Here is a 23,104-nt window from a genome sequence, read left to right on the forward strand (position 1 = left end):
CGGGTGTAGACGAAAGGCCCCGCCTCCACGGAGTGGAAGCGGGGCCTTTCAACGCAATCGACTAGCGGAAATCGTTGCCGAGATCGTAGTCATCCAGCGGGATGGCGTGGAACTCAGGAGCTCCGTCGCCGCCCAGGGAGTCGTACGAGAAGTCACTGAATGCGCTGGGGCCGGTGAACAGGTTGGCCTTTGCTTCTTCAGTGGGCTCCACGGTGACCTCGGTGTAGCGCGGGAGACCCGTGCCAGCCGGGATCAGCTTACCGATGATGACGTTCTCCTTGAGGCCGAGCAGCGGGTCGCTCTTGCCTTCCATGGCCGCCTGCGTCAGGACGCGGGTGGTCTCCTGGAAGGAAGCTGCCGACAGCCAGGACTCGGTGGCCAGGGACGCCTTGGTGATGCCCATGAGCTCAGGACGTCCGGAAGCCGGAGTCTTGCCCTCGGAGACAACACGGCGGTTGGCCTCCTCGAAGCGGCTGCGCTCGGCGAGCTCGCCGGGGAGCAGATCCGATTCGCCGGACTCGATGACCGTGACGCGGCGCAGCATCTGGCGGACGATAACCTCGACGTGCTTGTCGTGGATACCGATGCCCTGGCTGCGGTACACGCCCTGGACCTCGTCCACCAGGAACTTCTGCGCGGCACGGGGACCCATGATGCGCAGAACCTGCTTGGGATCCACCGGACCGTTGATGAGCTTCTGGCCTACTGTGACGTGCTCGCCATCCTCGATGAGGAGGCGTGAACGGCGCAGTACCGGGTAGGCGATCTCTTCAGAGCCGTCATCCGGGGTGATAACCAGGCGCATCTGACGCTCGGACTCTTCGATGGCGATGCGGCCGGCTGCTTCAGCAATCGGTGCGACACCCTTCGGAGTACGGGCTTCGAAGAGCTCCTGGATACGGGGCAGACCCTGGGTGATGTCGTCGCCACCGCTGGCGGAAACAGCACCACCGGTGTGGAACGTACGCATGGTCAGCTGGGTACCGGGCTCACCGATGGACTGTGCGGCGATGATGCCGACAGCCTCGCCGATGTCCACGGTCTTGCCGGTGGCCAGTGAACGGCCGTAGCACAGGGCGCAGGTGCCAACGCTGGACTCACAGGTGAGTACGGAGCGGACCTTGACCTCGGTGATGCCGGCTGCGAACAGTTCAGCGATAACGACGTCGCCGCAGTCGGTGCCGCCGGCCGCAAGGACATTGCCCTTGGAGTCCACAACATCAACAGCGAGCGTACGGGCGTAGGCGCTGTTCTCGACGTTCTCGTCCAGGACCAGCTCGCCGTTGGCGTCGGGCACGGCGATTGCCGTGACCAGGCCGCGCTCGGTGCCGCAGTCCTCTTCGCGGACGATGACGTCCTGCGACACGTCCACCAGACGACGGGTCAGGTAACCCGAGTTGGCGGTACGCAGCGCGGTGTCAGCCAGACCCTTACGGGCACCGTGCGTGGCGATGAAGTATTCCAGCACCGACAGGCCCTCGCGGTAGGAGGACTTGATGGGACGCGGGATGATTTCACCCTTAGGGTTGGCCACCAGGCCACGGATACCCGCGATCTGACGGACCTGCATCCAGTTACCACGTGCACCGGAGGACACCATGCGGTTGATGGTGTTCATCGGCGACAGGTTGTCACGCATCACCTGCGCGATTTCGTTGGTTGCCTTGTTCCAGATCTCGATCAGTTCCTGGCGACGCTCGTCGTCGTCGATCAGGCCCTTGTCGTACTGGCCCTGGATCTTGGCAGCCATGGTTTCGTAACCGGCGAGGATCCGCGGCTTGTCCTTGGGTACCTCGATGTCCGAGATGGCGACGGTAACGCCCGAGCGGGTGGCCCAGTAGAAACCGGCGTCCTTCAGGTTGTCCAGCGTTGCCGCCGTAACCACCTTCGGGTAGCGCTCGGCGAGATCGTTGACGATCGTGGACAGTTCGCCCTTGTCCGCAACGTTCTCAACCCACGGGTAATCCGCCGGCAGCGTCTGGTTGAAGATGACCTGTCCCAGGGAGGTCTGGACGATTACCGGCTGGCCGGCTTCCCAGCCTTCCGGGGCTTCCCAGCCCGCGTACGGAACGAAGCCTTCGAGACGGATCCGGACCTGCGAGTTCAAGTGCAGCTCGCGGAGGTCGTAGGCCATGATGGCTTCCGAAACCGAAGAGAAGACGCGGCCTTCGCCAGCTGAACCGACACGCTTGGTGGTCAGGTGGTAGAGGCCGATGATCATATCCTGCGAAGGCAGGGTGACCGGGCGGCCGTCGGACGGCTTCAGGATGTTGTTCGAGGACAGCATCAGGATGCGTGCCTCAGCCTGGGCCTCGGGGCTCAGCGGCAGGTGGACTGCCATCTGGTCACCGTCGAAGTCAGCATTGAAGGCGCCACAAACCAGCGGGTGGAGCTGGATTGCCTTACCTTCAACAAGCTGCGGTTCGAAGGCCTGGATGCCGAGGCGGTGCAGGGTGGGTGCACGGTTGAGCAGCACCGGGTGTTCGGTGATGATCTCTTCCAGCACGTCCCAGACCTGCGGACGGTAACGCTCGACCATACGCTTAGCCGACTTGATGTTCTGTGCGTGGTTGAGGTCAACCAGGCGCTTCATCACGAACGGCTTGAAGAGCTCCAGTGCCATCTGCTTGGGCAGGCCACACTGGTGCAGCTTCAGCTGCGGGCCGACAACGATGACCGAACGGCCGGAGTAGTCAACGCGCTTGCCGAGGAGGTTCTGGCGGAAACGGCCCTGCTTGCCCTTGAGCATGTCGCTCAGGGACTTCAGCGGACGGTTGCCAGGACCGGTGACCGGACGGCCGCGACGGCCGTTGTCGAAGAGGCTGTCAACAGCTTCCTGAAGCATGCGCTTCTCGTTGTTGACGATGATCTCCGGGGCACCGAGATCAAGCAGGCGCTTGAGGCGGTTGTTGCGGTTGATCACACGACGGTAGAGGTCGTTGAGGTCGGAGGTCGCGAAGCGGCCACCGTCCAGCTGGACCATCGGGCGCAGTTCCGGCGGGATCACCGGGACGGCGTCCAGGACCATGCCGAGCGGGCTGTTGTTGGTGGTCAGGAACGCGTTGACCACCTTCAGGCGCTTCAGGGCGCGGGTCTTGCGCTGGCCCTTGCCGTTGGCAATGATGTCGCGCAGCAGGTCAGACTCGGCCTGCATGTCGAAGTTCTCAAGACGCTTCTTGATGGCTTCGGCACCCATGGAGCCTTCGAAGTACATGCCGTAGCGGTCGCGCAGCTCGCGGTAGAGGCCTTCGTCGCCTTCGAGGTCTGCGACCTTGAGGTTCTTGAAACGGTCCCAGACCTGCTCGAGGCGTTCGATCTCGGCATCGGCGCGCTTACGCACGTTCGCCATCTGACGGTCCGCGGAGTCGCGGGCCTTCTTCTTGTCGGCAGCCTTGGCACCTTCACCTTCGAGGCGCGCGATCTCGTTTTCGAGGTCACGGGCGATCGTGGCGATGTCGGAGTCGCGGTTGTCGATCAGCTGCTTCTTCTCGATGTCGTGCTCAACCTGCAGGTTGGGCAGTTCCTCGTGGCGGCTGTCGGCGTCGACGCTGGTGATCATGTAGGCAGCGAAGTAAATGACCTTTTCGAGGTCCTTCGGTGCCAGGTCAAGGAGGTAGCCCAGACGGGACGGAACACCCTTGAAGTACCAGATGTGCGTGACCGGGGCGGCCAGCTCGATGTGGCCCATGCGCTCACGGCGGACCTTCGCACGGGTGACTTCAACGCCACACCGCTCGCAGATGATGCCCTTGAAGCGCACGCGCTTGTACTTACCGCAGTAGCATTCCCAGTCGCGGGAAGGGCCGAAGATCTTCTCGCAGAAGAGGCCGTCCTTCTCGGGCTTGAGCGTGCGGTAGTTGATGGTTTCCGGCTTCTTAACCTCGCCGTAAGACCAGCCACGGATGTCATCCGCGGTGGCGAGGCCGATCTGCATGAGGCCGAAGGAGGATTCGCTGGACATATGGTCCCTGTTCTCTCTTGTTCTCTAAATTCTGAAGTCTTGGTTACGGGAAGAGGGAGAGGTCCTGGAAAGGCAGCGCGGCGGCGCCGTCTGCCTTCCCCGGACGCTCTGCTAAACCTCTTCTACGGAACTGGGCTCTGCACGAGACAGATCGATGCCCAGTTCTTCCGCAGCCGTGAAGACTGCGTCATCAGAGTCACGCATTTCAATTGTGGTTCCGTCCGTGGAGAGTACTTCCACGTTCAGGCACAGCGACTGCATTTCCTTGATCAAGACCTTGAAGGACTCAGGAACGCCCGGCTCGGGGATGTTCTCGCCCTTGACGATTGCTTCGTAGACCTTGACACGACCGTGGATATCATCCGACTTGATGGTGAGGAGTTCCTGGAGGGTGTACGCGGCGCCATAAGCTTCGAGCGCCCACACTTCCATCTCACCGAAGCGCTGGCCACCGAACTGTGCCTTACCACCCAGCGGCTGCTGCGTGATCATGGAGTACGGGCCAGTGGAACGGGCGTGGATCTTGTCGTCCACCAGGTGGTGGAGCTTCAGGATGTACATGTAGCCGACCGAGATCGGATCCGGGAACGGCTCGCCGGAGCGGCCGTCAAAGAGGCGGGTCTTGCCTGAGGAGTTGATCAGGCGGTCGCCGTCGCGGGTGACGTTGGTGGAGTCCAGCAGACCCGTGATTTCTTCCTCACGGGCGCCGTCGAACACCGGCGTTGCAACAGTGGTCGAGCCACTCTCGCGCGGCAGGTTCGGCAGCTGCTTCATCCACTCGGGCTCGCCTTCGATCTTCCAACCGGTCTTGGCAACCCAGCCGAGGTGCGTTTCCAGCACCTGGCCGACGTTCATACGGCCCGGAACACCCAGCGGGTTCAGGACAATATCAACGGGGGTACCGTCGGCAAGGAAGGGCATGTCCTCGATCGGGAGGATCTTGGAGATAACACCCTTGTTGCCGTGACGGCCGGCGAGCTTGTCGCCGTCGGTGATCTTGCGCTTGGCAGCCACGTAGACGCGCACCAGCTGGTTCACGCCGGGGGGCAGTTCGTCGTCGTTGTCGCGGTCGAAGACGCGGACGCCGATGACGGTGCCGGACTCGCCGTGCGGAACCTTCAGGGAGGTGTCGCGCACTTCGCGGGACTTCTCACCGAAGATGGCGCGCAGCAGGCGCTCTTCCGGGGTCAGTTCGGTTTCACCCTTCGGGGTGACCTTTCCGACCAGGATGTCGCCGGCTTCAACCTCGGCACCGATGTGGATGATGCCGCGCTCGTCCAGGCCTGCCAGGACTTCCTCGGACACGTTGGGGATGTCACGGGTGATTTCCTCGGCACCAAGCTTGGTGTCGCGGGCATCGATCTCGTGCTCCTCGATGTGGATGGAGGAAAGGACGTCCTCGGCAACAATGCGCTGCGAGAGGATGATGGCGTCCTCGAAGTTGTGGCCTTCCCATGACATGAATGCCACGAGCAGGTTCTTACCGAGGGCGAGTTCGCCCTGGTCCGTTGCCGGACCGTCAGCGATGATGCCGCCGACTTCGAGGCGCTGGCCTTCGTTCACCAGGACACGGTTGTTGTAGCAGTTGCCCTGGTTGGAGCGTGCGAACTTGTTGATGCGGTAGTTGGTTTCCGTACCGTCGTCGTTAAGCATGATGACGAGCTCAGCGGAGACCTCGGTAACCACACCGGCCTTCTTCGCGATGGTGACATCACCGGCGTCGACGGCGGCGGCGCGCTCCATGCCGGTGCCCACGAACGGGGCCTCGGAACGGACCAGCGGCACGGCCTGGCGCTGCATGTTGGCACCCATGAGTGCGCGGTTTGCATCGTCATGCTCGAGGAACGGGATCAGGGCCGTAGCCACGGACACCATCTGGCGCGGGGAAACGTCCATGAACTCGACCTCGCCGGCGGGAACGAGCACAGGCTCGCCTCCACCACCACGGGCGCGGACCAGGACGGTCTCTTCGGCGAACTTCTTGTTCTCATCCAGCGGAGCGTTGGCCTGAGCGATCAGGACCTCTGCCTCGTCGTCGGCCGTGAGGTACTGGACCTCATCGGAGACAACGCCTTCAGCGACGAGACGGTAAGGAGTCTCGATAAAGCCGAACGGGTTGATGCGGCCGTAGGATGCCAGCGAACCGATCAGACCAATGTTCGGGCCTTCAGGGGTTTCGATGGGGCACATACGCCCGTAGTGGGACGGGTGAACGTCTCGAACTTCCATGCCTGCGCGGTCACGGGACAGACCACCCGGGCCAAGCGCGGACAGACGGCGCTTGTGGGTCAGACCCGACAGCGGGTTGTTCTGGTCCATGAACTGTGACAGCTGGGAAGTTCCGAAGAACTCCTTGATGGCTGCAACGACGGGGCGGATGTTGATCAGTGTCTGCGGCGTGATGGCCTCGACGTCCTGGGTGGTCATACGCTCGCGGACAACGCGCTCCATACGGGACAGGCCGGTGCGGACCTGGTTCTCGATGAGCTCGCCGACGGCGCGGATACGACGGTTGCCGAAGTGGTCGATGTCATCGATATCGACGCGCAGTTCGTGGTCCTGGCCGTCGCGCTTGCCCGTGAGGGTCTTCTCGCCGGCGTGCAGGGCAACCAGGAACTTGATCATGGCCACGATGTCTTCAACGTGCAGGACCGAAGCTTCCTTGTCGCCAAGGGAGCGGTCGATGCCAAGCTTGCGGTTGATCTTGTAACGGCCGACCTTGGCCAGATCGTAGCGCTTGGAGTTGAAGTACAGGTTGTCCAGGAGGGACTGGGCAGCCTCGACTGTGGGCGGCTCGCCCGGTCGCAGCTTCCGGTAGATGTCCAGCAAAGCGTCTTCGCGGGTCTCGGTGGCGTCCTTCTCCAGCGTTGCGCGCATGGAGTCGTACTGGCCGAACTCTTCGAGGATCTGGCCTTCGGTCCAGCCGAGGGCCTTCAGCAGAACGGTGACGGACTGCTTGCGCTTGCGGTCGAGGCGAACGCCGACCTGGTCGCGCTTGTCGATCTCGAGTTCAAACCATGCACCGCGGGACGGGATGATCTTGGCAGTGAAGATGTCCTTGTCACTGGTCTTGTCGGCGGTGCGCTCAAAGTAGGCGCCCGGTGAACGGACAAGCTGGGAGACGACCACACGCTCGGTGCCGTTGACGACGAAGGTGCCCTTCTCCGTCATGAGGGGGAAGTCGCCCATGAACACGGTCTGCTGCTTGATTTCGCCCGTGTTGTTGTTCATGAACTCGGCCTTAACGTACAGAGGCGCCGAGTACGTAGCGTCCCGGTCCTTGCACTCGGCCATGGTGTACTTCGGGTCAGCGAACTCCGGATCGGAGAAGCTCAGGGACATGGTGCCCTGGAAGTCCTCGATCGGGGAGATCTCTTCAAAGATGTCCGACAGTCCGGACGAGGTGGCGACGCTGAGATCGTTTTCTTCGACGGCCTTCGCTACGCGCGCCTGCCAGCGTTCGTTTCCGACCAGCCAGTCGAAGCTGTCCGTCTGCAGGGCAAGAAGATTCGGAACGTCCAGCGGTTCGTGAATCTTTGCGAATGAGAGCCGGCGAGTGGCACCATCAGTGCTGTCGGCGGTGTTAGCGGTTTCGTTATTAGAGGTGCTCGAGGCGACCAAGAGGGATCCTTCCACAGACCTTCAGGCGTTTTCAGATCTCCCCCGCTGTGCACCCTGCGGAATGACTCCGCAGTGCTACCATCCGGTTCCGCTATATGACCCGGGCCGGGGCTTTCCATACAATGACGTTGTTGACGGCACGTTGATGGTCAGCTGCCAGGCAAAGCCCACCGCTATATGAAGGCTGAAGGTAAACAGGGAAGACGCAAATATCTACGATACGGCAAAACCAATTACGTGTCTACCCCACAACCGAACTTATTGCAAGCACTGATTTTTTGTGCCGCACGAGGCGTCAGAGCCGCAGCGTAACGCCCGCTGCTGTGCATTCGCCGGCGTTGGCGAACACGGCGTCACGCACAGCGTCCTTTGATTCCTGCTCGGGCGCGGCGCCCTTATTAACTGCAGATGAGTGATCGATGGCGAGGACCTTCAGCGACGCGAACAGACCCACCAGGTTCCCTGTCACCGTATCTTGGGCGTCGTCCGCGGCTAAATAGATGTCCTCGTAGGCGTTCGAATCGCCCTGGATCGCTTTGTAGTCGGCGTAGAGGGCGTTAAAGGTCTCGCAGGCCCCTTTTACGCCGCCGGCCTGAGGCGCGGCTGACGGGCTGGAAGAGCGCGACGGCGACGCAGTGGAGGGCGCGGAAGTGGACGCCGTGGGGGCTGCTGCTGATGAAGAGCTCTCCGGCGCAGGAGTGGCAACGCTGCAGGCGGTGAGTCCGGCGAGGCTGGCCATGGCTGCCGCGGCGAGGATTTTCTTCAAGATGCTGCTCCCTGTTTTTGGTGTTGCTCTGATGCTTTCGTCTCCGCCGTCCACCCTACGCACCGCCGCGACCACGCGCACATCCGGCGGATGGGTAGTTCTCCCCTATGGGCCTCGGCCGGCACGACTGGAATCACCGGCGCCCATTTGGCGTTTGGATTAATGGGTGACATGCCTCACGGTAGCCTTGGAAGTACATCAATTCAGAGCGGAAGAGATCACTATGGGCAACTCCAACGAGACCACTGACGTTGTCATTCTGGCCGGTGCGCGCACACCGCAGGGCCGGCTCAACGGGCAACTGGCGAGCTTCACCGCCGTCGAACTCGGAGCGCACGCGATCAGGTCCGCTGTTGCCGCGAGCGGCGTGCAGGCCGGCCAGGTGGATGCCGTCATCATGGGCCAGGTACTGCAGGCCGGTGCCGGGCAGAACCCCGCGCGCCAGAGCGCCATTGGTGCAGGGATCGGCTGGAACGTTCCCACTCTTACCATCAACAAGGTGTGTCTCTCCGGGCTGACTGCGGTGATCGACGCCGCCAGGATGATCCGCAGCGGCGATGCCACCGTGGTGGTGGCCGGTGGCCAGGAATCCATGTCCCGTGCGCCCCACCTCCTGCCCGGTTCGCGCCAGGGTTGGACCTACGGCGCCATCCAGGCGCTGGATGTCGCGGCGCACGACGGACTCACGGATGCGTTCGATGGCCAGTCCATGGGGTTGTCCACCGAAACCAAGAACCTGACGCTGGGCATCGACCGGACCTCGCAGGACAACGTGGCCGCCCAATCGCACCAGCGCGCGGCGCTGGCGGCGAAGAACGGCATCTTCGATGACGAGATCGCACCCATCAGTGTCAAACAGCGCAAGGGAGATCCCATCGTTGTGGACACCGATGAAGGCGTTCGCCCGAATACCTCCATCGAGTCCTTGGCCGTGCTTCGGGCAGCCTTCGTCAGCGACGGAACCATCACGGCCGGCAACTCCTCTCCCCTGTCGGACGGCGCCTCCGCACTGGTCCTGGCATCGCGCGAGTTTGCCGAGGAGCACGGCCTGGAATACCTGGCTGTGGTGGGAAAGCCCGGCCAGGTTGCCGGTCCGGACAACTCCCTGCATTCGCAGCCGTCCCACGCCATCATGAACGCACTGCAGCGGGCGGAATGGAGCACCACCGACCTGGACTTCATCGAGATTAACGAAGCGTTTGGTTCGGTTGCAGTGCAGTCGCTGAAGGATCTGGACTACCCGCTGGAAAAGTGCAACATCCACGGCGGTGCCATTGCGCTGGGCCACCCGATCGGGGCGTCCGGTGCGCGGCTGGCGCTGCATGCGGCCTACGAACTCAAGCGGCGCGGCAGCGGCAAGGCCGCGGTCTCCCTGTGCGGCGGCGGCGGTCAGGGCGAAGCCCTCCTGCTGTACCGCGACTGATGGCGGGCAGGGACTGATGGCGGGGCAGGCCGGCAACGAGAGCGCCGCCGTCGGACGTCAACGCTTCCTTGCTGACGCCGCCGCGCGCGGACTGGCCGTGCAGGTTGTGGAGCGCCTCGCCGCCCGGAGCCTCGACGAGGCTGCCGGGATCCTGGGCATCACGCCTGCGGACATCGTGAAGTCCCTGGTGGTCAAACACAAGGACGGAACGTTCCTGTTCGCGCTGATTCCCGGTGACCGGCAAATCTCCTGGCCAAAACTGCGGACCCTGGTGGGCGTTAACAAACTCTCGTTGCCGCCCGCGGACGTGGCGCTCGACGCAACCGGCTACGAACGGGGCACCATCACTCCACTCGGCAGCACTACCGCCTGGCCGGTGTACGCGGACGCCACCATTGCCGGACGCCGCATCTCCATGGGCGCCGGGGAACACGGCTACAGTGCGTTTGTGGACGCCGACGCCCTCACCGCAGCACTCGGCGCCGTCGTCGCAGATATCTCCGAGCCGAACTAGCCGGCCCACCGTTAAATGCAGGAAACCCCGCCCACCGAAGTGGACGGGGTTTCCGTGAAGCGGCGTGAGTTACTTGAGGGTAACGGTTGCGCCGGCAGCCTGGAGCTGCTCCACTGCCTTCTCGGCAGCTTCCTTCGTGACGCCTTCGAGAACAGCCTTCGGGGCGCTGTCAACAACGTCCTTAGCTTCCTTCAGACCCAGGGAAGTGATTGCGCGAACTTCCTTGATCACTGCGATCTTCTTTTCGCCAGCTGATTCGAGGATAACGTCGAATTCAGTCTGCTCTTCAGCTTCTTCAGCTGCGCCGCCACCGGCGGGGCCAGCAACAGCAACTGCAGCTGCAGTAACTTCGAAGGTCTCTTCGAAGAGCTTGACGAACTCGGAGAGCTCGATGATGGTCAGTTCCTTGAAAGCTTCAATGAGCTCTTCGTTGGTGAGCTTCGCCATGGTGTGGCGTCCTTCCTATAGGTGGTGCTTGGCGGCCTGGGCCATTGCCTTCACACCGGAATCTGGTGGGTAAAGAGAAACTAGTTCTCTTCGGCAGCGGGTGCTTCGGCGGGAGCCTCTGCAGCTGCTTCGGGAGCTTCGTCTGCGGCCGGAGCTTCTTCCGCGGCGGGAGCCTCGGCTGCTGCCGGTGCACCGTTCGCTTCTTCGAGCTTGAGGCGCAGTGCGTCAATGGTGCGTGCAGCGGCGGCAGCAGGAGCCTTGAGGATGCCTGCAACCTTTGCGAGCTGCAGCTCGCGGGACTCGAGTGCTGCCAGGGCAGCAACTTCGCTCGCGTTCAGTGCCTTGCCCTCGAAGTAACCGGTCTTGATAACCAGCTGCTTGTTGGCCTTGGCAAAATCCGTCAGGCTCTTGGCAGCGGCAACTGCGTCACCCTTGATGAACGCGATTGCAGTAGGGCCGGAGAGCTGGTCGTTGAATGCTTCGACACCAGCTTCCTTGGCTGCAATTGCGGTCAGGGTGTTCTTGACGACCGAGAACTTGGTGTCCTGGCCGAGAGAAACACGCAGCTGCTTGAGCTGTGCAACGGTGAGCCCACGGTATTCGGTCAGGACAGCGGCGTTCGATTCCTTGAAATCGTTAGTGATCTCAGCTACTGCTGAAACCTTTGTAGGCGTTGCCATAACCCTCCTTCCGGGGATAGTGCCGGTATGCGACGGTCCCCGCTCAGATGAGCTAAAACTAAAAAACGCCCCGCGCAGATGCACGGGGCTTGGCTCGACACGGCTTTCACTGTGGAGCGTTGCTTCGTTCACCTGCGCCGGCCGCCCTATGTTCAGGGTCCTTCGTCCAGAAATACATTTGGCCTCCCGCACACAACTGCAGAGTTGAGCTGCGCTCAGGAGAATGGATTTCCAACAACCGACGGTCTTTGGTACTCCAAGCTTACGGGACGGGCCGCCCCTCTACCAAATCGTGCAAATCGGCCTCAGCTCTTACTGGTACCCAGATACGGAAGCTCTTTCTGCCATATGCCCGTCACACCGGCCGTGGTGAAGCCAAGCTGCTGGTTGACCGTCAGCAGGTACCTGTTCTCCGGCGCATTCCAGGTGTAGATCACCCTGGCATCGGGGAACTGTTCGGTGAGCCGCTCCATGTTGGCCACCTTGATCAGCAGCCCCAGCTTGTTCCCGCGGTGCTCCTGCAGGACCAGGGTGTCGTCCTGGAACACCACATCGGGCCGGTGCGCCAGGACGCTGATGGTGGTCAGGCCCACCAGGGCACCGGTGGCCAGGTGCTCGACGGCGGTGACCACCGTCCGCCTTCCCTGTGCGATGGTGACCCCTTCCGCCTCGCGGAGGATGCCGCCGTCGAACACCATGTCCTGCTCAACGGGGGTCTCCAGGGAAGGGTCGACGTCGGCGCCCGCCTGGTTCTCGAGCACGGCCACGGCTTCCAGCCACTCATCGGGGCAGCGGTCAGTCCAGTGATGGAGCCGGTACCGCCCGTTGTTGGCTTCATCGGCCTCGGCCTGGAGATCGGCCACGAGTTTGGTGTCCAGCGGCAGTGCGCAGGCGCTGAACTGTTCGATGTGCTGCAGCGTGTAGCCCGTCCGGCGCGCGAATGCGACTTCCCGGCTGTCCAGCGGCACAAAGCCCTGGCCCGAACCCGGCACCAGCTGGGCAGCCTCGAATTCGTGCAGGGACGCGCCGGGATGGTTGGTGTCCACGAGGATCAGCGTGCGGCCCTCGCTGCGCGCCAGCTGTTCAGCGGCGAGGAGCAGCTTGCGGCCCACACCCTGGCGCTGGAATTCAGGCAGGATGTCCAGGGTGAACTCCGCCGTGTCCAGGTTGTCCGTCAGCGGCAGGGCGATATCCACCGCTCCGATGATCTGGTCTCCGGCTTTGGCCACCAGGATGATCTGGCGCTCATAGGGATCGGCCAGTTCAAGGAGCTTCTCGAGCGCCGTGTACGCGAGGTCATCGCTCCCCCAGGTCTGCATCCGTACCTTGCGGCCCACCTCCACGGCAGCCAGAAAATCCGTTGCGTCAGGCGCGTCCAAGGTGTCCGGGATCCACAGCTGCTCGATCCGTACGTCTTCTGCCATCAGGTGCGTCATCCCAGCCGTTTCTGCCATTCGCCCTCATAACCAGCAGGTTTGAATCCAAGCAAATTATTTATCGACAGCATATGCCGGTTTTCCACGGCGTTCCATGTCAGCACCGATCGCGCCGCGGGCCATCGATGCTGGGCGGCCCGAAGGTTCGCCGCCTTGATCAGCAATCCCAGCCTCTTGCCGCGGTGCTCGGACGAGACCAGGGTGTCCTGCTGGGCAATGGTGGCAGGAATGCCCGCCCGCCAGTTCAGGACCGTGTAAGCCACAAGCTTGCCGGTAGGCCTGTGGAGCGCTGCCGCGACCTGGCTTTGCAGGCCGCCGCGGCTGTTCGACTGCTCCTCCTGCCGGACCCGGGCCGGATCCCAGTCCTCGGCTTCCCAGTCCAGCCCGGCAATGGGGACATCCGTGCTCATCCGGTTCTTGAGGACTGCGTATTCCGCCACCAGTTCGACAGGACACCTGTCAGACCAGCCCACCAAGGCGTAGCCGGTTGCCCGGGAAGACGCTTCCATCTCCAGGGCGTCGAGTTGGTTCGCCGGGACCGGAAGCGTGAGCCTGCTGGCCCTCTCCACCTGCTCGAGCTCGTAACCCGCACGGGCCGCAAAGGCCACGGCAGGGTCGTCCGCGGGGAGCCCGCCCGCGCCCGATTTGGCGGGGATCAGCCGGGCCGCATTCTCCGCCGCCCCGGCAGGCAACTCACAGTAGGCATCCAGGGAAGTCCGGCCGGCGTCCGCGGCCACCGCCTCGACGTGTGCCAGCAGCCGGCGGCCCAAACCCAGCCGCCGGAAGCGTGCAGCCACATCCACCTGGATCCCTGCCGTGGACGTGTTTTCACGAAGGGGGAGGGTTACGGAGCAGGTTCCCACGGTCTGCTGGCCCAGCCGTGCGATGAAGAGCCGGCGATCTTCGTACTCATTGCCGCGCCAGTATTCCAGGCTCTCCATGGCCGTGGGGCAGCGATCCAGATCGCCCCATTTCTCCAGCTCGTGTTTCTCGCGCAAGGCGTGGCACTCGTGGAAGTCCATGACGCCGGCGGTGCCGCCCGCACTTTGGTCGGTCCCGGCGTCGAGCGCTGAAGGAATGGCGACTGCGGTGATCTTCAGCTGCTGGCCGGTCATGCCCCATCCTAACCATCTGCGGGGTTTGGTCGAGGGCGGACCGGACGCCGTTTGGTCCGTGGCTGTCGGGCTAAAACCAAAGAACCGCCCGGCGCAGTGCCGGGCGGTCCTTTGGTAGGCCAGAATATTCCGGCCGAAGTGCTGCTGAGGACTAGACCTCGGTCAGGACCTTCGTGACGTTGGGGTCCACGGCGATGCCGGGACCGAACGTCGTGGCCACGGTGGCCTTCTGGATGTAGCGGCCCTTGGAAGCGGACGGCTTCAAACGAAGCACCTCTTCCAGTGCTGCTGCGTAGTTCTCGGCCAGCTTGAGGGCGTCGAAGGAAACCTTGCCGATGATGAAGTGCAGGTTCGAGTGCTTGTCGACGCGGAAGTCGATCTTGCCACCCTTGATGTCGTTGACAGCCTTGGCGACGTCTGCGGTCACGGTGCCGGTCTTCGGGTTCGGCATCAGGTTACGGGGACCCAGGACCTTACCAAGACGGCCAACCTTGCCCATGAGGTCAGGGGTTGCTACGGCTGCATCGAAGTCGGTCCAGCCGGCTGCGATCTTTTCGATCAGGTCATCGGAACCAACGAAGTCGGCGCCGGCAGCGATTGCTGCTTCAGCCTTGTCGCCCGTTGCGAAGACCAGGACGCGGGAGACCTTACCGGTGCCGTGGGGCAGGATAACGGTGCCGCGGACCATCTGGTCAGCCTTGCGAGGGTCAACGCCCAGGCGGAAGGCAACCTCAACGGTGGCGTCGAACTTGGACGGGTTGGTGTCCTTGGCGAGCGTTACTGCCTCGAACGGCGCGTAGAAGTTCTCCGCGTCGATCTTGGCGGCTGCTGCCTCATATGCTTTGCTGCGCTTTGCCATGCTGCTTATTTCTCCTTGTGCAGTTGTGGTCTGCGGACCGCGCTGGGCCCTGCCACAGCCGAAGATCCTGCATGGATCCTGCGGCGTTACGGTTTGTGCCGGTTGTCCGGCAGTGGTGCCGGTTTCCCGACGGTGAAGGCTATTAGCCTTCTACGGTGATACCCATGGAGCGGGCGGTACCGGCGATGATCTTCGCTGCGCCTTCGAGGCTGGTGGCGTTGAGATCTTCCATCTTGGTGGTGGCGATCTCGTTGACCTGGGCCTTAGTCAGCTTGGCAACCTTGACGGTGTGCGGGGTGGGTGAACCCTTGGCAACGCCTGCAGCCTTCTTGATGAGCTCTGCAGCCGGCGGGGTCTTGGTGATGAACGTAAAGGAACGGTCTTCGTAGACCGTGATTTCCACGGGGATAACGTTTCCGCGCTGGGCTTCTGTGGCAGCGTTGTACGCCTTGCAGAATTCCATGATGTTGACACCGTGCTGGCCAAGTGCAGGACCGATCGGCGGGGCCGGGTTAGCGGCGCCTGCCTGGATCTGCAGCTTGATGAGGCCGGTGACCTTCTTCTTGGGAGCCAATGTAAGGTCCTTCTCTCAATATCTTCCTGGGACACAGGAGCGTGCCTCAGGTTGTTGGCCGCCATGGCGAGGCGGCCGGCCGTTCCGGGTCTGCTAAGCGGGCAGTCCGGAACGAATTATGTGCGTTTATTAGATCTTGCTGACCTGATTGAATGCCAGCGTGACCGGGGTTTCGCGCTCGAAGATCGACACGAGCACCACGAGAGTCTGGGATTCCACCTTGATCTCGGAGATCGTGGCGGGGAGGGTCTCGAACGGACCTTCCTTGACGATGACCGATTCGCCGACCTCGAAGTCGACGTCGATCTGGGCGGCAGCGTGCTTGACGGGCTTGCCCTTTTCGGCCTGCTCTTCTTCGAAGACCGGCGCGAGCATGGAGAAGACTTCGTCAAGTCGCAGCGGCACCGGGTTGTGGGCGTTGCCCACGAAGCCGGTAACACCGGGAGTGTGGCGGACGGCGCCCCAGGAGGCATCCGTCAGGTCCATGCGGACCAGGACGTAGCCGGGGATCCGGACGCGGTTGATGACCTTGCGCTGAGCGTTCTTGATCTCAACGACCTCTTCCATGGGCACCTGGATTTCGAAGATGTAATCTTCCATGTCCAGGGTCTGGATGCGGGTCTCAAGGTTGGCCTTGACGCGGTTTTCGTAGCCGGCGTAGGAGTGGATGACGTACCAGTCACCCTCCTGGCGGCGCAGCTTGGCTTTGAATTCGTCGGCGGGGTCAACCTCGGCCTTGGCGGCCGCGGCTGCCAGGGCGTCTGCATCAGCGTCGTCGCCCTCTGAGTCGCCTTCAGCAGGTTCGCCTTCTACGGCGTCACCCTCTGAATCGGCATCCTCTGAATCGTCTGAATCGTCGGCGGAATCGGCGTCGGCGGAATCGGGCGCAGCGGACTCAACCTCGGACTCTTCACCGGCTTCAACCGTGGGGGCCGCCGTGTTGTCCGTGGACTCTTCCAGCTCAGTCTCGGTTACCTCGAGCTCCTGCTCAGACACTTGGTCTCCTGCTTCCTCATTGCCTAACATGCCTATTTAAATGGCTCAATTCCGCACACCGCGTGGATTCTTCCGGTTTTGCCGGACAAGGCCACGCGGCCTGCGGACGATATGCCTTAGCGGTCCGTGGGAGCGATCCCGCCAAAGACCCAGCTGACAGCGGTTCCAAAACCGATGTCCAGCAGGCTGACGATCACCATCATGATGGCCACGAACACCAGCACCACGAGCGTGTAATTGATCAGTTCCTTGCGGGTTGGTGCAACAACCTTCTTCAGTTCACCGATGACCTGGCGCATGAAGAGTGCAATACGAGCGAAGAAGTTTGCCTTGGCGTCCTTCTTAGCTGGGCGGCCCTTGGAGCTGCTGGCAGCTGTTTCGGTCACCTGATCCTCGCTCATCTTTGCAATGTTGGGTTACCCGGTCCTGATCAGAACCATGGTTGCTGCGCATGCTCCGGCATTCCGCCGGAACAGCTTGCGCAGGGCAGACAGGACTCGAACCTGCAACCTGCGGTTTTGGAGACCGCTGCGCTACCAATTGCGCCACTACCCTATGGATCGAAAACAGCATCCTGACAAACTTCCGCAGTTTTCACTGGGGCGCACGTCATCATCCGTGTTTTCAACACCGGAGAACCAGTCTACGCAACAACTTCGTCTACGTCGAACCAGCCTCATTCCGGACCGTCCAATCCGCCCTGGTGGGTGAGTTGACCTGCAGTCACATCCACGCCGGCAGCCCGAACGATCCGCTGAACAGCATAGAGTAGATCACGTCGAATTCCACCATTCAGCCTTCCGGGCTGCAAGCGAAGAACGGACCCCGCCATGTCTGCCGCCCGCGTTTCCAAGCGCATTTCCGCAATTGCCGAATCCGCAACCCTGGCTGTTGATGCCAAGGCCAAGGCGCTGAAGGCAGCCGGCCGGCCGGTTATTGGCTTCGGGGCAGGGGAACCGGACTTCCCCACTCCGGACTACATCGTCAAGGCGTCCATCGAGGCCGCCAGCCAGCCCAAGTACCACCGCTACTCCCCCGCCGCCGGCCTGCCGGAGCTCAAAAAGGCCATCGCCGAGAAGACGCTCCGCGACTCCGGCTACGCCGTGGATCCCTCCCAGGTCCTGGTGACGAACGGCGGCAAGCAGGCTGTGTACAACACCTTCGCGACGCTGGTGGATCCGGGCGACGAAGTGATTGTCCCCACGCCGTTCTGGACCACCTACCCGGAGGCCATCAGGCTCGCCGGCGGTGTCCCGGTTGAGGTGTTCGCCGGACCTGAGCAGGACTATTTGGTCACCGTTGAGCAGCTTGAGGCCGCTGTGACGGACAAAAGCAAGATCCTGCTGTTTGTCTCGCCGTCCAACCCCACAGGATCCGTCTACAGCCCGGAGCAGGTGGCTGAGATCGGCAAGTGGGCCGCCGCCAAGGGCCTCTGGGTGGTCACCGACGAGATCTACGAGCACCTGACCTACGACGGCGTCCCGTTCACCTCGATCGCCACCGCAGCCCCGGAACTCGGCGACAAAGTGGTCATCCTCAACGGCGTGGCCAAGACCTATGCGATGACCGGCTGGCGCGTCGGCTGGATGATCGGCCCGGCCGATGTCATCAAGGCGGCCACCAACCTGCAGTCGCACGCCACCTCCAACGTTTCGAACATCATGCAGATCGCAGCCCTCGCCGCTGTCTCCGGACCGCTGACCGCCGTCGACGAGATGAAGGTGGCGTTTGACCGCCGCCGCAAGGCGATCGTGGCCGGCCTGAACGCGATTGACGGTGTTGAGTGCCCGACGCCGAAGGGTGCGTTCTACGTCTATGCGGACGTCCGTGCGCTGCTGGGGAAGGAATTCCCGACGGCGGCAGGCACCGCTACGCCGTCGACCTCCGCCGAACTGGCTGCTTTGATCCTGGATGAGGTTGAGGTGGCCGTGGTGCCGGGTGAGGCCTTCGGCCCGTCCGGCTACCTGCGGCTCTCCTACGCACTGGGCGACGAGGACCTGGCCACCGGTGTGGCCCGGCTCCAGGACTTCCTGGGCCAGGCCAAGTAGGCACGCTCTCTCACTTCCTGCACGAAAAACGCAAACGCTCTATCACTTACTGCAGGAAAACCCCAAACGCTCTATCACTTACTGCAGGAAAACCCCAAACGCTCTATCACTTTCTTTAGGGGAGTGATAGAGCGTTCCGGTTTAAGCCGCACTAAGTGATAGAGCGTCTGGGAAAAGGGCGCTTTAAGTGAGAGAGCGTCCTGGGTGGGTTAGAGGAGGCGGCGTTCGGCGGCCCACTTGGTGAGCTCGTGCCGGCTGGAAAGCTGGAGTTTGCGCAGCACGGCCGACACATGGGTTTCCACGGTCTTGATGCTGATGAACAGCTCCTTGGCCACCTCCTTGTAGCTGTAGCCGCGGGCGATCAGGCGCATCACTTCGAGCTCACGGGCGGAAAGCCTGTCTAGCTCGTCGTCGGCAATGTCTGCGGGAGCGGTACCGAAGGCGTCCAGCACGAAGCCGGCAAGCCGGGGCGAGAACACGGTGTCGCCGCCGGCCACGCGGTACACAGCATCGGTGATTTCGGCACCGGAGATGGTCTTGGTGACATACCCCCGGGCGCCGGCGCGGATGACCGACACCACGTCCTCGGCGGCGTCGGAGACGCTCAGGGCCAGGAACTTGGTGGTGCCCAGGAGCGCCGCGGAACCTGCGATGACTTCCCGGCCGCCGCCGCCCAGGCCACCCGGCAGATGCACGTCCAGGAGCACCACCTCCGGACGCTCCCGCGCTATCACGGCGATGGCCTGCTCAACCGTGGCCGCTTCCCCGACGACGTGGATGCTCTGATCGAGGTCGGCTTTGAGTCCCGAACGGAAGATGGCGTGGTCGTCCACGATCACCACCCGGACCGGCTGTGCGGGGCGGATGGGTCCGGTCCCCTGTACGTTGTTCATGATTTCCCTTCCGCGTTGTCCGTTTGGAGCACCGGCATTCCCAGCCGCACCTCCGTGCCGTCCGGCGTGCTGGTGATGGACGCAGATCCGCCGTGCCGTTTCATGCGTCCGATGATCGACTCACGGACGCCCAGCCGGTCTTCGGGTACATCCTGCAGGTCGAAGCCCGGACCCCTGTCCTTGATGAAGATTTCCGTGCGCCCGTCGGACACTTCGAGGTAGACGGCGACAGTACCGCCACCGTGACGGGACGCATTGAGCATGGCCTCACGGCTGGCCTGGACCAGCGCCTCGTGGGATTCAGTCATGGCGGTGTCCCCGACGCTCACCACCTCCACGGCGTTACCGAGGGAGTCTTCCACCTCGGCAGCCACCGCCTTGATGCGGTCCGAAAGCTGGCCTGCCTCCTTACCGGGGTCCTGGAACAGCCAGCTCCTGAGTTCGCGTTCCTGGGCCCGGGCGAGCCGGACAACGTCGTGCTCGTTTCCCGCCCGCCGCTGGATCAGGGCGAGGGTCTGGAGGACGGAGTCGTGCAGGTGGGCAGCAATCTCGGCCCGCTCCGTTTCGCGGATACGCCCCGCACGCTCCGTTTCCAGGTCCCGCCAGAATTTGAGGGCCCACGGAAGGAGCACCAGAACCACGCCGCCCAGCACCGCCACCGATGCCAGCAGCGCCAGCCAGGTCTGTTCCCAGGATCCGGAGCCGGACACCATCACCAGCACGCCGGCGACCACCAGAGCCAAACCGGCGGCCAGACGCGCCCAGCCGCCTGCCTGGTCTGCCTTGGTTTTGTCCACGAGCCCCGCGCGGCGGGTTTCGTCGAGCTGCATCCAGGCTATGGCGGCACCGCCCAGCACGGCAGCGGCGGGGATAAGCGTCTCCAGGGGCACGTCCACACCGAGCAGCCGGGCAATCATGATGCCCGCCACCAGGAGGAGCCCGGCGCCCAACAGTATTTCCTTGCCGTACCGCATGCTGCGGACTCGGAACCACGGCGGCCGCACGGCGGCCGGATAGCCGGCCGGATAGCCGGCTGGGTAGCCAGCACGGGGCCCGCCGCCGGAGACACCGCCGGGGGCGAAACTGGGGGCGGAAGCACCGGCGTCGGGATTTCCCCACCAGGGGGCGGCCGCGGGCGCACCGGGCAAGAGCGACACAGGCGGCGGTACGGCACCGAAGGCCGGGTCCAGGCTGACGGCGGGGGCAATGGGCGACGCCGGACGCCTGGCGTTGCGCCGGGCGCTTTCGTCGGCTGTGGGGACCATGATCCAGAGCCACCCATAGAAGGCCAACCCGGCGCCGCCGGCGAGGGTTGCGAGCGCCATGCCGATCCGCACGCTTTTCACCGGCCAGCCCAGATGGGCCGCAAGGCCGGCGCATACGCCCGCGATGACGCGGTCGCTGCTGCGGACAAGCGGCGGGCGGGTAAGGGCGGTGGTCATGTGTCAATCCAAGCACGGATCAGGGTTCCCCGGACCCGATTCCGGCCTGAACCGGGGGTAACTCAGGGGCGAGTCAGGGTGTTCCCCAGTAGAGCTGCGCCGCCCCGGACGGCAGGATCGAAGTATGAACTCCCAGACCCCTACCCCCGATGATGGCCAGCCCACGGCACCGCTCCCCCCACGCGACCCGGACCAGCCAACCGAACCCCTGCTGCCGTCCCCGGCTTCCCCGCAGGACACACCCCCGGCCGCCGGCCCCTACGGCGACACGAATGCCGGACCCGATGCCGGCCCGTATTCAGGCCCCTATTCCAGCCAATCTGCAGGCCAGTACTCCGGCCCGTATGCCAGCGCCAAGGCGCCTGGCCAGTCCAATGACTTCTTCACCTGGGTCCGGAGCCACGGCATCCAGCGCGGACGCGACCGGTGGATCGGCGGCGTCTCCAGCGGCATCGCACACCGGATGGGCATCGACCCGCTGATTGTGCGCGGCATCTTCATTGTCCTTACCCTCTTCGCCGGAGTCGGCGTCCTGCTCTACGGCCTGGCCTGGGCATTCCTTCCCGAACCCGACGGGCGCATCCACGTCCAGGAAGCCGGCGCCGGCCGCTGGTCCAGCGGCATGACAGGCTCGCTGATCACCACCGTGGTGGGGCTCACCGGGCTCGGCGGCGGATTCTGGGGCTGGAGCCGCAACGGCTTCGGCGGATTCCTCTGGACCGTCTTCTGGGTGGGCGGCGCCATCTACTTCATCTACTACCTGACCCAACGCAGCAAGGCCCGGAATGGAGCACCCATGAACGCCACACCGCAGCCGGCCGGCGGAAGCTCCGGTTATTCGGCCGCCTACCCCACAACCCCCTACGCCTCGCCGTTTGCGGCCACGGATTCCGCTTCGACGCGCACGTCCGGCACGCCCGGCAGCGCGCCTTACCTTCCGGTCCCGCCGTCGGGCGTCAACCCGCCTTACGGCGGCGGAAGCTACGGCAGCGGCAGCTTTGGTGGCGGCGGTAGCGACGGCGGTGCCTACGGCGGCTACCAGCCACCGCAAGGCCCGGCCCGCGCACCCAAGATCCGCCCCTCCGGGCCCGGCGCCCCGGCAGTGGCCATCACCGCCGGAACAGCGCTCCTGGTGGGTGGCGGGCTCAAAGCCCTGGACGCCGGCAACCTGATCAACCTCGGCGACGCCACCAACGCGATCGTCTGGGCCAGCGGCGCAGCCGTCCTGGGCCTGGGCATCCTCATCGCCGGCCTGCGCGGCAGGACGTCCGGAATCCTCGGCTTCTTCGCCGTGGTTGCCCTGGTGATCGGCGGCATCTTCAATGCTGTGGGTAACAGAGACCGGGTCCGCTTCACCCAGGTCGACTGGGCCCCCGTCAGCATCGAACAGGCAAGGGACGGCTACGACGTCACCGCAGGCCGCGGGACTGTTGACCTCACGGAGCTCAACGTCACCGCCCCGCTGCCCTCCGACGTCGTAGTTCCCCTCGACATCACCGCCAGCAACGTCACGGTGGTCATCCCGGACAACGTCCCCGTGGACATCAAGGCGGACATGACCATGGGGAACCTCACCGAAGGCAGCGACCACCGCAGCGGCATCTCCACACGGGAGAGCAGCTACAACACCGACAAGCCCGGCGCCAAGATGATCGTGGAGATCGACGGCACCTTCAGCAACGTCACCATCCAGGAAGGGAACTGACATGAGCAACGTCAATCCGTCACCAGATCCATACACTCCGGAAGGCACGACGGCGGCCGGCCACGCAGCAGCCGACGCACCGCAGCAGCCATCCGCCCGCGTGGGCACCATAGTCTGGGGCCTCATCGTGATGGCGCTGGCCGCCCTGATCATCATCGCCCAGCTGGGCGTGGTGACCCTGAACGGCACCTACGTCCTGATCGGCCTGATGATCGGCGCCGGCGCCGCCCTGGTGGTCGGCGGGCTGCTATCGGCCAGGAAACGTGACAACGAACCCACAACAGGGAAGTCTTGAACCATGGACAAGTTCTTCAGCATCGTCAGGGGCTTCGGCCTGAAACGTGGACCCCAACGCTGGATAGGCGGCGTGTGCGGCGGAATCGCTGCAAAGCTCAACGTGGATGTGGCCTTCGTGCGGATCGCGTTCCTGGTCTTCTGCCTCCTCCCCGGTCCCGCAGTGGTCCTGTACCTCGCGGCGTGGCTGGTCCTCCCGGACCAGCAGAACTCCATTCCGTTGCAGAACTTCCTGGACCGCCGCTCCATCAGCTGACGCCCCAGGCGAGCTGACACCCAGGCTGGAACCGTCAGGCCCCCGCTCCCCGGAACCGTTCCGGGAGCGGGGGC

19 protein-coding genes and 1 tRNA gene are annotated in these 23,104 nt (G+C 63.6%); 6 read left to right on the top strand and 14 right to left on the bottom strand.

From position 1 onward, the window contains the following. Positions 1 to 61: 61 nt before the first annotated feature. The 3 genes from ACZY0Q_RS06870 to ACZY0Q_RS06880 all read right to left on the bottom strand — a co-directional run bounded on the left by ACZY0Q_RS06870 (position 62) and on the right by ACZY0Q_RS06880 (position 8,348). Positions 62 to 3,961, bottom strand: coding sequence for a DNA-directed RNA polymerase subunit beta' (locus ACZY0Q_RS06870; RefSeq protein WP_354222843.1), 3,900 nt, complete (start codon positions 3,959 to 3,961; stop codon positions 62 to 64). A 111-nt stretch (positions 3,962 to 4,072) separates the two neighbouring features. Continuing rightward, positions 4,073 to 7,582: a DNA-directed RNA polymerase subunit beta gene (gene rpoB, locus ACZY0Q_RS06875; protein ID WP_463915389.1), complete on the bottom strand. Its 3,510-nt coding sequence runs from the start codon at positions 7,580 to 7,582 to the stop codon at positions 4,073 to 4,075. Positions 7,583 to 7,877: 295 nt separating this feature from the next. Then, on the bottom strand, positions 7,878 to 8,348 hold the full coding sequence (locus ACZY0Q_RS06880) for a hypothetical protein (protein ID WP_463915391.1): 471 nt from the start codon (positions 8,346 to 8,348) through the stop codon (positions 7,878 to 7,880). A gap of 223 nt (positions 8,349 to 8,571) precedes the next feature. Here ACZY0Q_RS06880 and ACZY0Q_RS06885 point away from each other — a divergent pair, with 223 nt between their 5' ends. Together ACZY0Q_RS06885 and ACZY0Q_RS06890 are read left to right on the top strand one after the other, a co-directional pair. Next, positions 8,572 to 9,771 carry an acetyl-CoA C-acetyltransferase gene (locus ACZY0Q_RS06885; protein WP_463915393.1) on the top strand — a complete coding sequence of 400 codons (1,200 nt, stop codon included), beginning with the start codon at positions 8,572 to 8,574 and terminating at the stop codon, positions 9,769 to 9,771. Between the two features lie 16 nt (positions 9,772 to 9,787). Continuing rightward, positions 9,788 to 10,285, top strand: a complete 498-nt coding sequence (locus ACZY0Q_RS06890; RefSeq protein WP_463915394.1) for an aminoacyl-tRNA deacylase — start codon at positions 9,788 to 9,790, stop codon at positions 10,283 to 10,285. A gap of 69 nt (positions 10,286 to 10,354) precedes the next feature. Here the strand turns inward: ACZY0Q_RS06890 and rplL are convergent, their stop codons facing one another. The 9 genes from rplL to ACZY0Q_RS06935 form a co-directional block, all read right to left on the bottom strand. Beyond that, positions 10,355 to 10,732 carry a 50S ribosomal protein L7/L12 gene (gene rplL, locus ACZY0Q_RS06895; protein ID WP_056344416.1) on the bottom strand — a complete coding sequence of 126 codons (378 nt, stop codon included), beginning with the start codon at positions 10,730 to 10,732 and terminating at the stop codon, positions 10,355 to 10,357. Positions 10,733 to 10,812: 80 nt separating this feature from the next. Next, positions 10,813 to 11,412 (bottom strand): 50S ribosomal protein L10, encoded by a 600-nt coding sequence (rplJ, locus tag ACZY0Q_RS06900; RefSeq protein ID WP_058931710.1) that lies wholly within the window; start codon positions 11,410 to 11,412, stop codon positions 10,813 to 10,815. Between the two features lie 305 nt (positions 11,413 to 11,717). Further along, on the bottom strand, positions 11,718 to 12,836 hold the full coding sequence (locus tag ACZY0Q_RS06905; protein ID WP_463916274.1) for a GNAT family N-acetyltransferase: 1,119 nt from the start codon (positions 12,834 to 12,836) through the stop codon (positions 11,718 to 11,720). A gap of 8 nt (positions 12,837 to 12,844) precedes the next feature. Further along, on the bottom strand, positions 12,845 to 13,963 hold the full coding sequence (locus ACZY0Q_RS06910) for a GNAT family N-acetyltransferase (protein WP_463915395.1): 1,119 nt from the start codon (positions 13,961 to 13,963) through the stop codon (positions 12,845 to 12,847). A 151-nt stretch (positions 13,964 to 14,114) separates the two neighbouring features. After that, positions 14,115 to 14,822: a 50S ribosomal protein L1 gene (rplA, locus tag ACZY0Q_RS06915; protein ID WP_160673153.1), complete on the bottom strand. Its 708-nt coding sequence runs from the start codon at positions 14,820 to 14,822 to the stop codon at positions 14,115 to 14,117. A 142-nt stretch (positions 14,823 to 14,964) separates the two neighbouring features. Next, positions 14,965 to 15,396 (bottom strand): 50S ribosomal protein L11, encoded by a 432-nt coding sequence (gene rplK, locus ACZY0Q_RS06920; protein ID WP_141141219.1) that lies wholly within the window; start codon positions 15,394 to 15,396, stop codon positions 14,965 to 14,967. 129 nt (positions 15,397 to 15,525) lie between these two features. Next, positions 15,526 to 16,392: a transcription termination/antitermination protein NusG gene (gene nusG, locus ACZY0Q_RS06925; protein ID WP_463915396.1), complete on the bottom strand. Its 867-nt coding sequence runs from the start codon at positions 16,390 to 16,392 to the stop codon at positions 15,526 to 15,528. A gap of 116 nt (positions 16,393 to 16,508) precedes the next feature. Beyond that, on the bottom strand, positions 16,509 to 16,793 hold the full coding sequence (gene secE, locus ACZY0Q_RS06930) for a preprotein translocase subunit SecE (RefSeq protein ID WP_463915397.1): 285 nt from the start codon (positions 16,791 to 16,793) through the stop codon (positions 16,509 to 16,511). An 81-nt stretch (positions 16,794 to 16,874) separates the two neighbouring features. Further along, positions 16,875 to 16,947, bottom strand: a tRNA-Trp gene (locus tag ACZY0Q_RS06935). Positions 16,948 to 17,222: 275 nt separating this feature from the next. Between ACZY0Q_RS06935 and ACZY0Q_RS06940 the strand changes: the two genes are divergently transcribed. Continuing rightward, the gene (locus tag ACZY0Q_RS06940) at positions 17,223 to 18,440 is read left to right on the top strand and encodes a pyridoxal phosphate-dependent aminotransferase (protein WP_426987262.1); all 1,218 of its coding nucleotides are present in this window, start codon (positions 17,223 to 17,225) and stop codon (positions 18,438 to 18,440) included. Positions 18,441 to 18,649: 209 nt separating this feature from the next. Here ACZY0Q_RS06940 and ACZY0Q_RS06945 read toward each other — a convergent pair whose 3' ends face one another. Continuing rightward, on the bottom strand, positions 18,650 to 19,333 hold the full coding sequence (locus ACZY0Q_RS06945; protein WP_463915398.1) for a LuxR C-terminal-related transcriptional regulator: 684 nt from the start codon (positions 19,331 to 19,333) through the stop codon (positions 18,650 to 18,652). Next, a complete protein-coding gene (locus tag ACZY0Q_RS06950; protein ID WP_463915399.1) occupies positions 19,330 to 20,775 on the bottom strand; it encodes an ATP-binding protein in 1,446 nt (481 codons plus the stop codon). Before ACZY0Q_RS06950 ends, ACZY0Q_RS06945 begins: the two co-directional genes overlap by 4 nt. Before the next feature lie 124 nt (positions 20,776 to 20,899). Between ACZY0Q_RS06950 and ACZY0Q_RS06955 the strand changes: the two genes are divergently transcribed. The 3 genes from ACZY0Q_RS06955 to ACZY0Q_RS06965 are packed head-to-tail and all read left to right on the top strand — an operon-like array spanning position 20,900 to position 23,030. Beyond that, positions 20,900 to 22,480, top strand: coding sequence for a PspC domain-containing protein (locus tag ACZY0Q_RS06955; protein WP_463915400.1), 1,581 nt, complete (start codon positions 20,900 to 20,902; stop codon positions 22,478 to 22,480). A 1-nt stretch (position 22,481) separates the two neighbouring features. Continuing rightward, positions 22,482 to 22,775 (top strand): hypothetical protein, encoded by a 294-nt coding sequence (locus tag ACZY0Q_RS06960; RefSeq protein WP_463915401.1) that lies wholly within the window; start codon positions 22,482 to 22,484, stop codon positions 22,773 to 22,775. Positions 22,776 to 22,778: 3 nt separating this feature from the next. Further along, positions 22,779 to 23,030 carry a PspC domain-containing protein gene (locus ACZY0Q_RS06965; RefSeq protein WP_463915402.1) on the top strand — a complete coding sequence of 84 codons (252 nt, stop codon included), beginning with the start codon at positions 22,779 to 22,781 and terminating at the stop codon, positions 23,028 to 23,030. Positions 23,031 to 23,104: the final 74 nt, after the last annotated feature.

Source organism: Pseudarthrobacter lactosi (genome assembly GCF_055412785.1).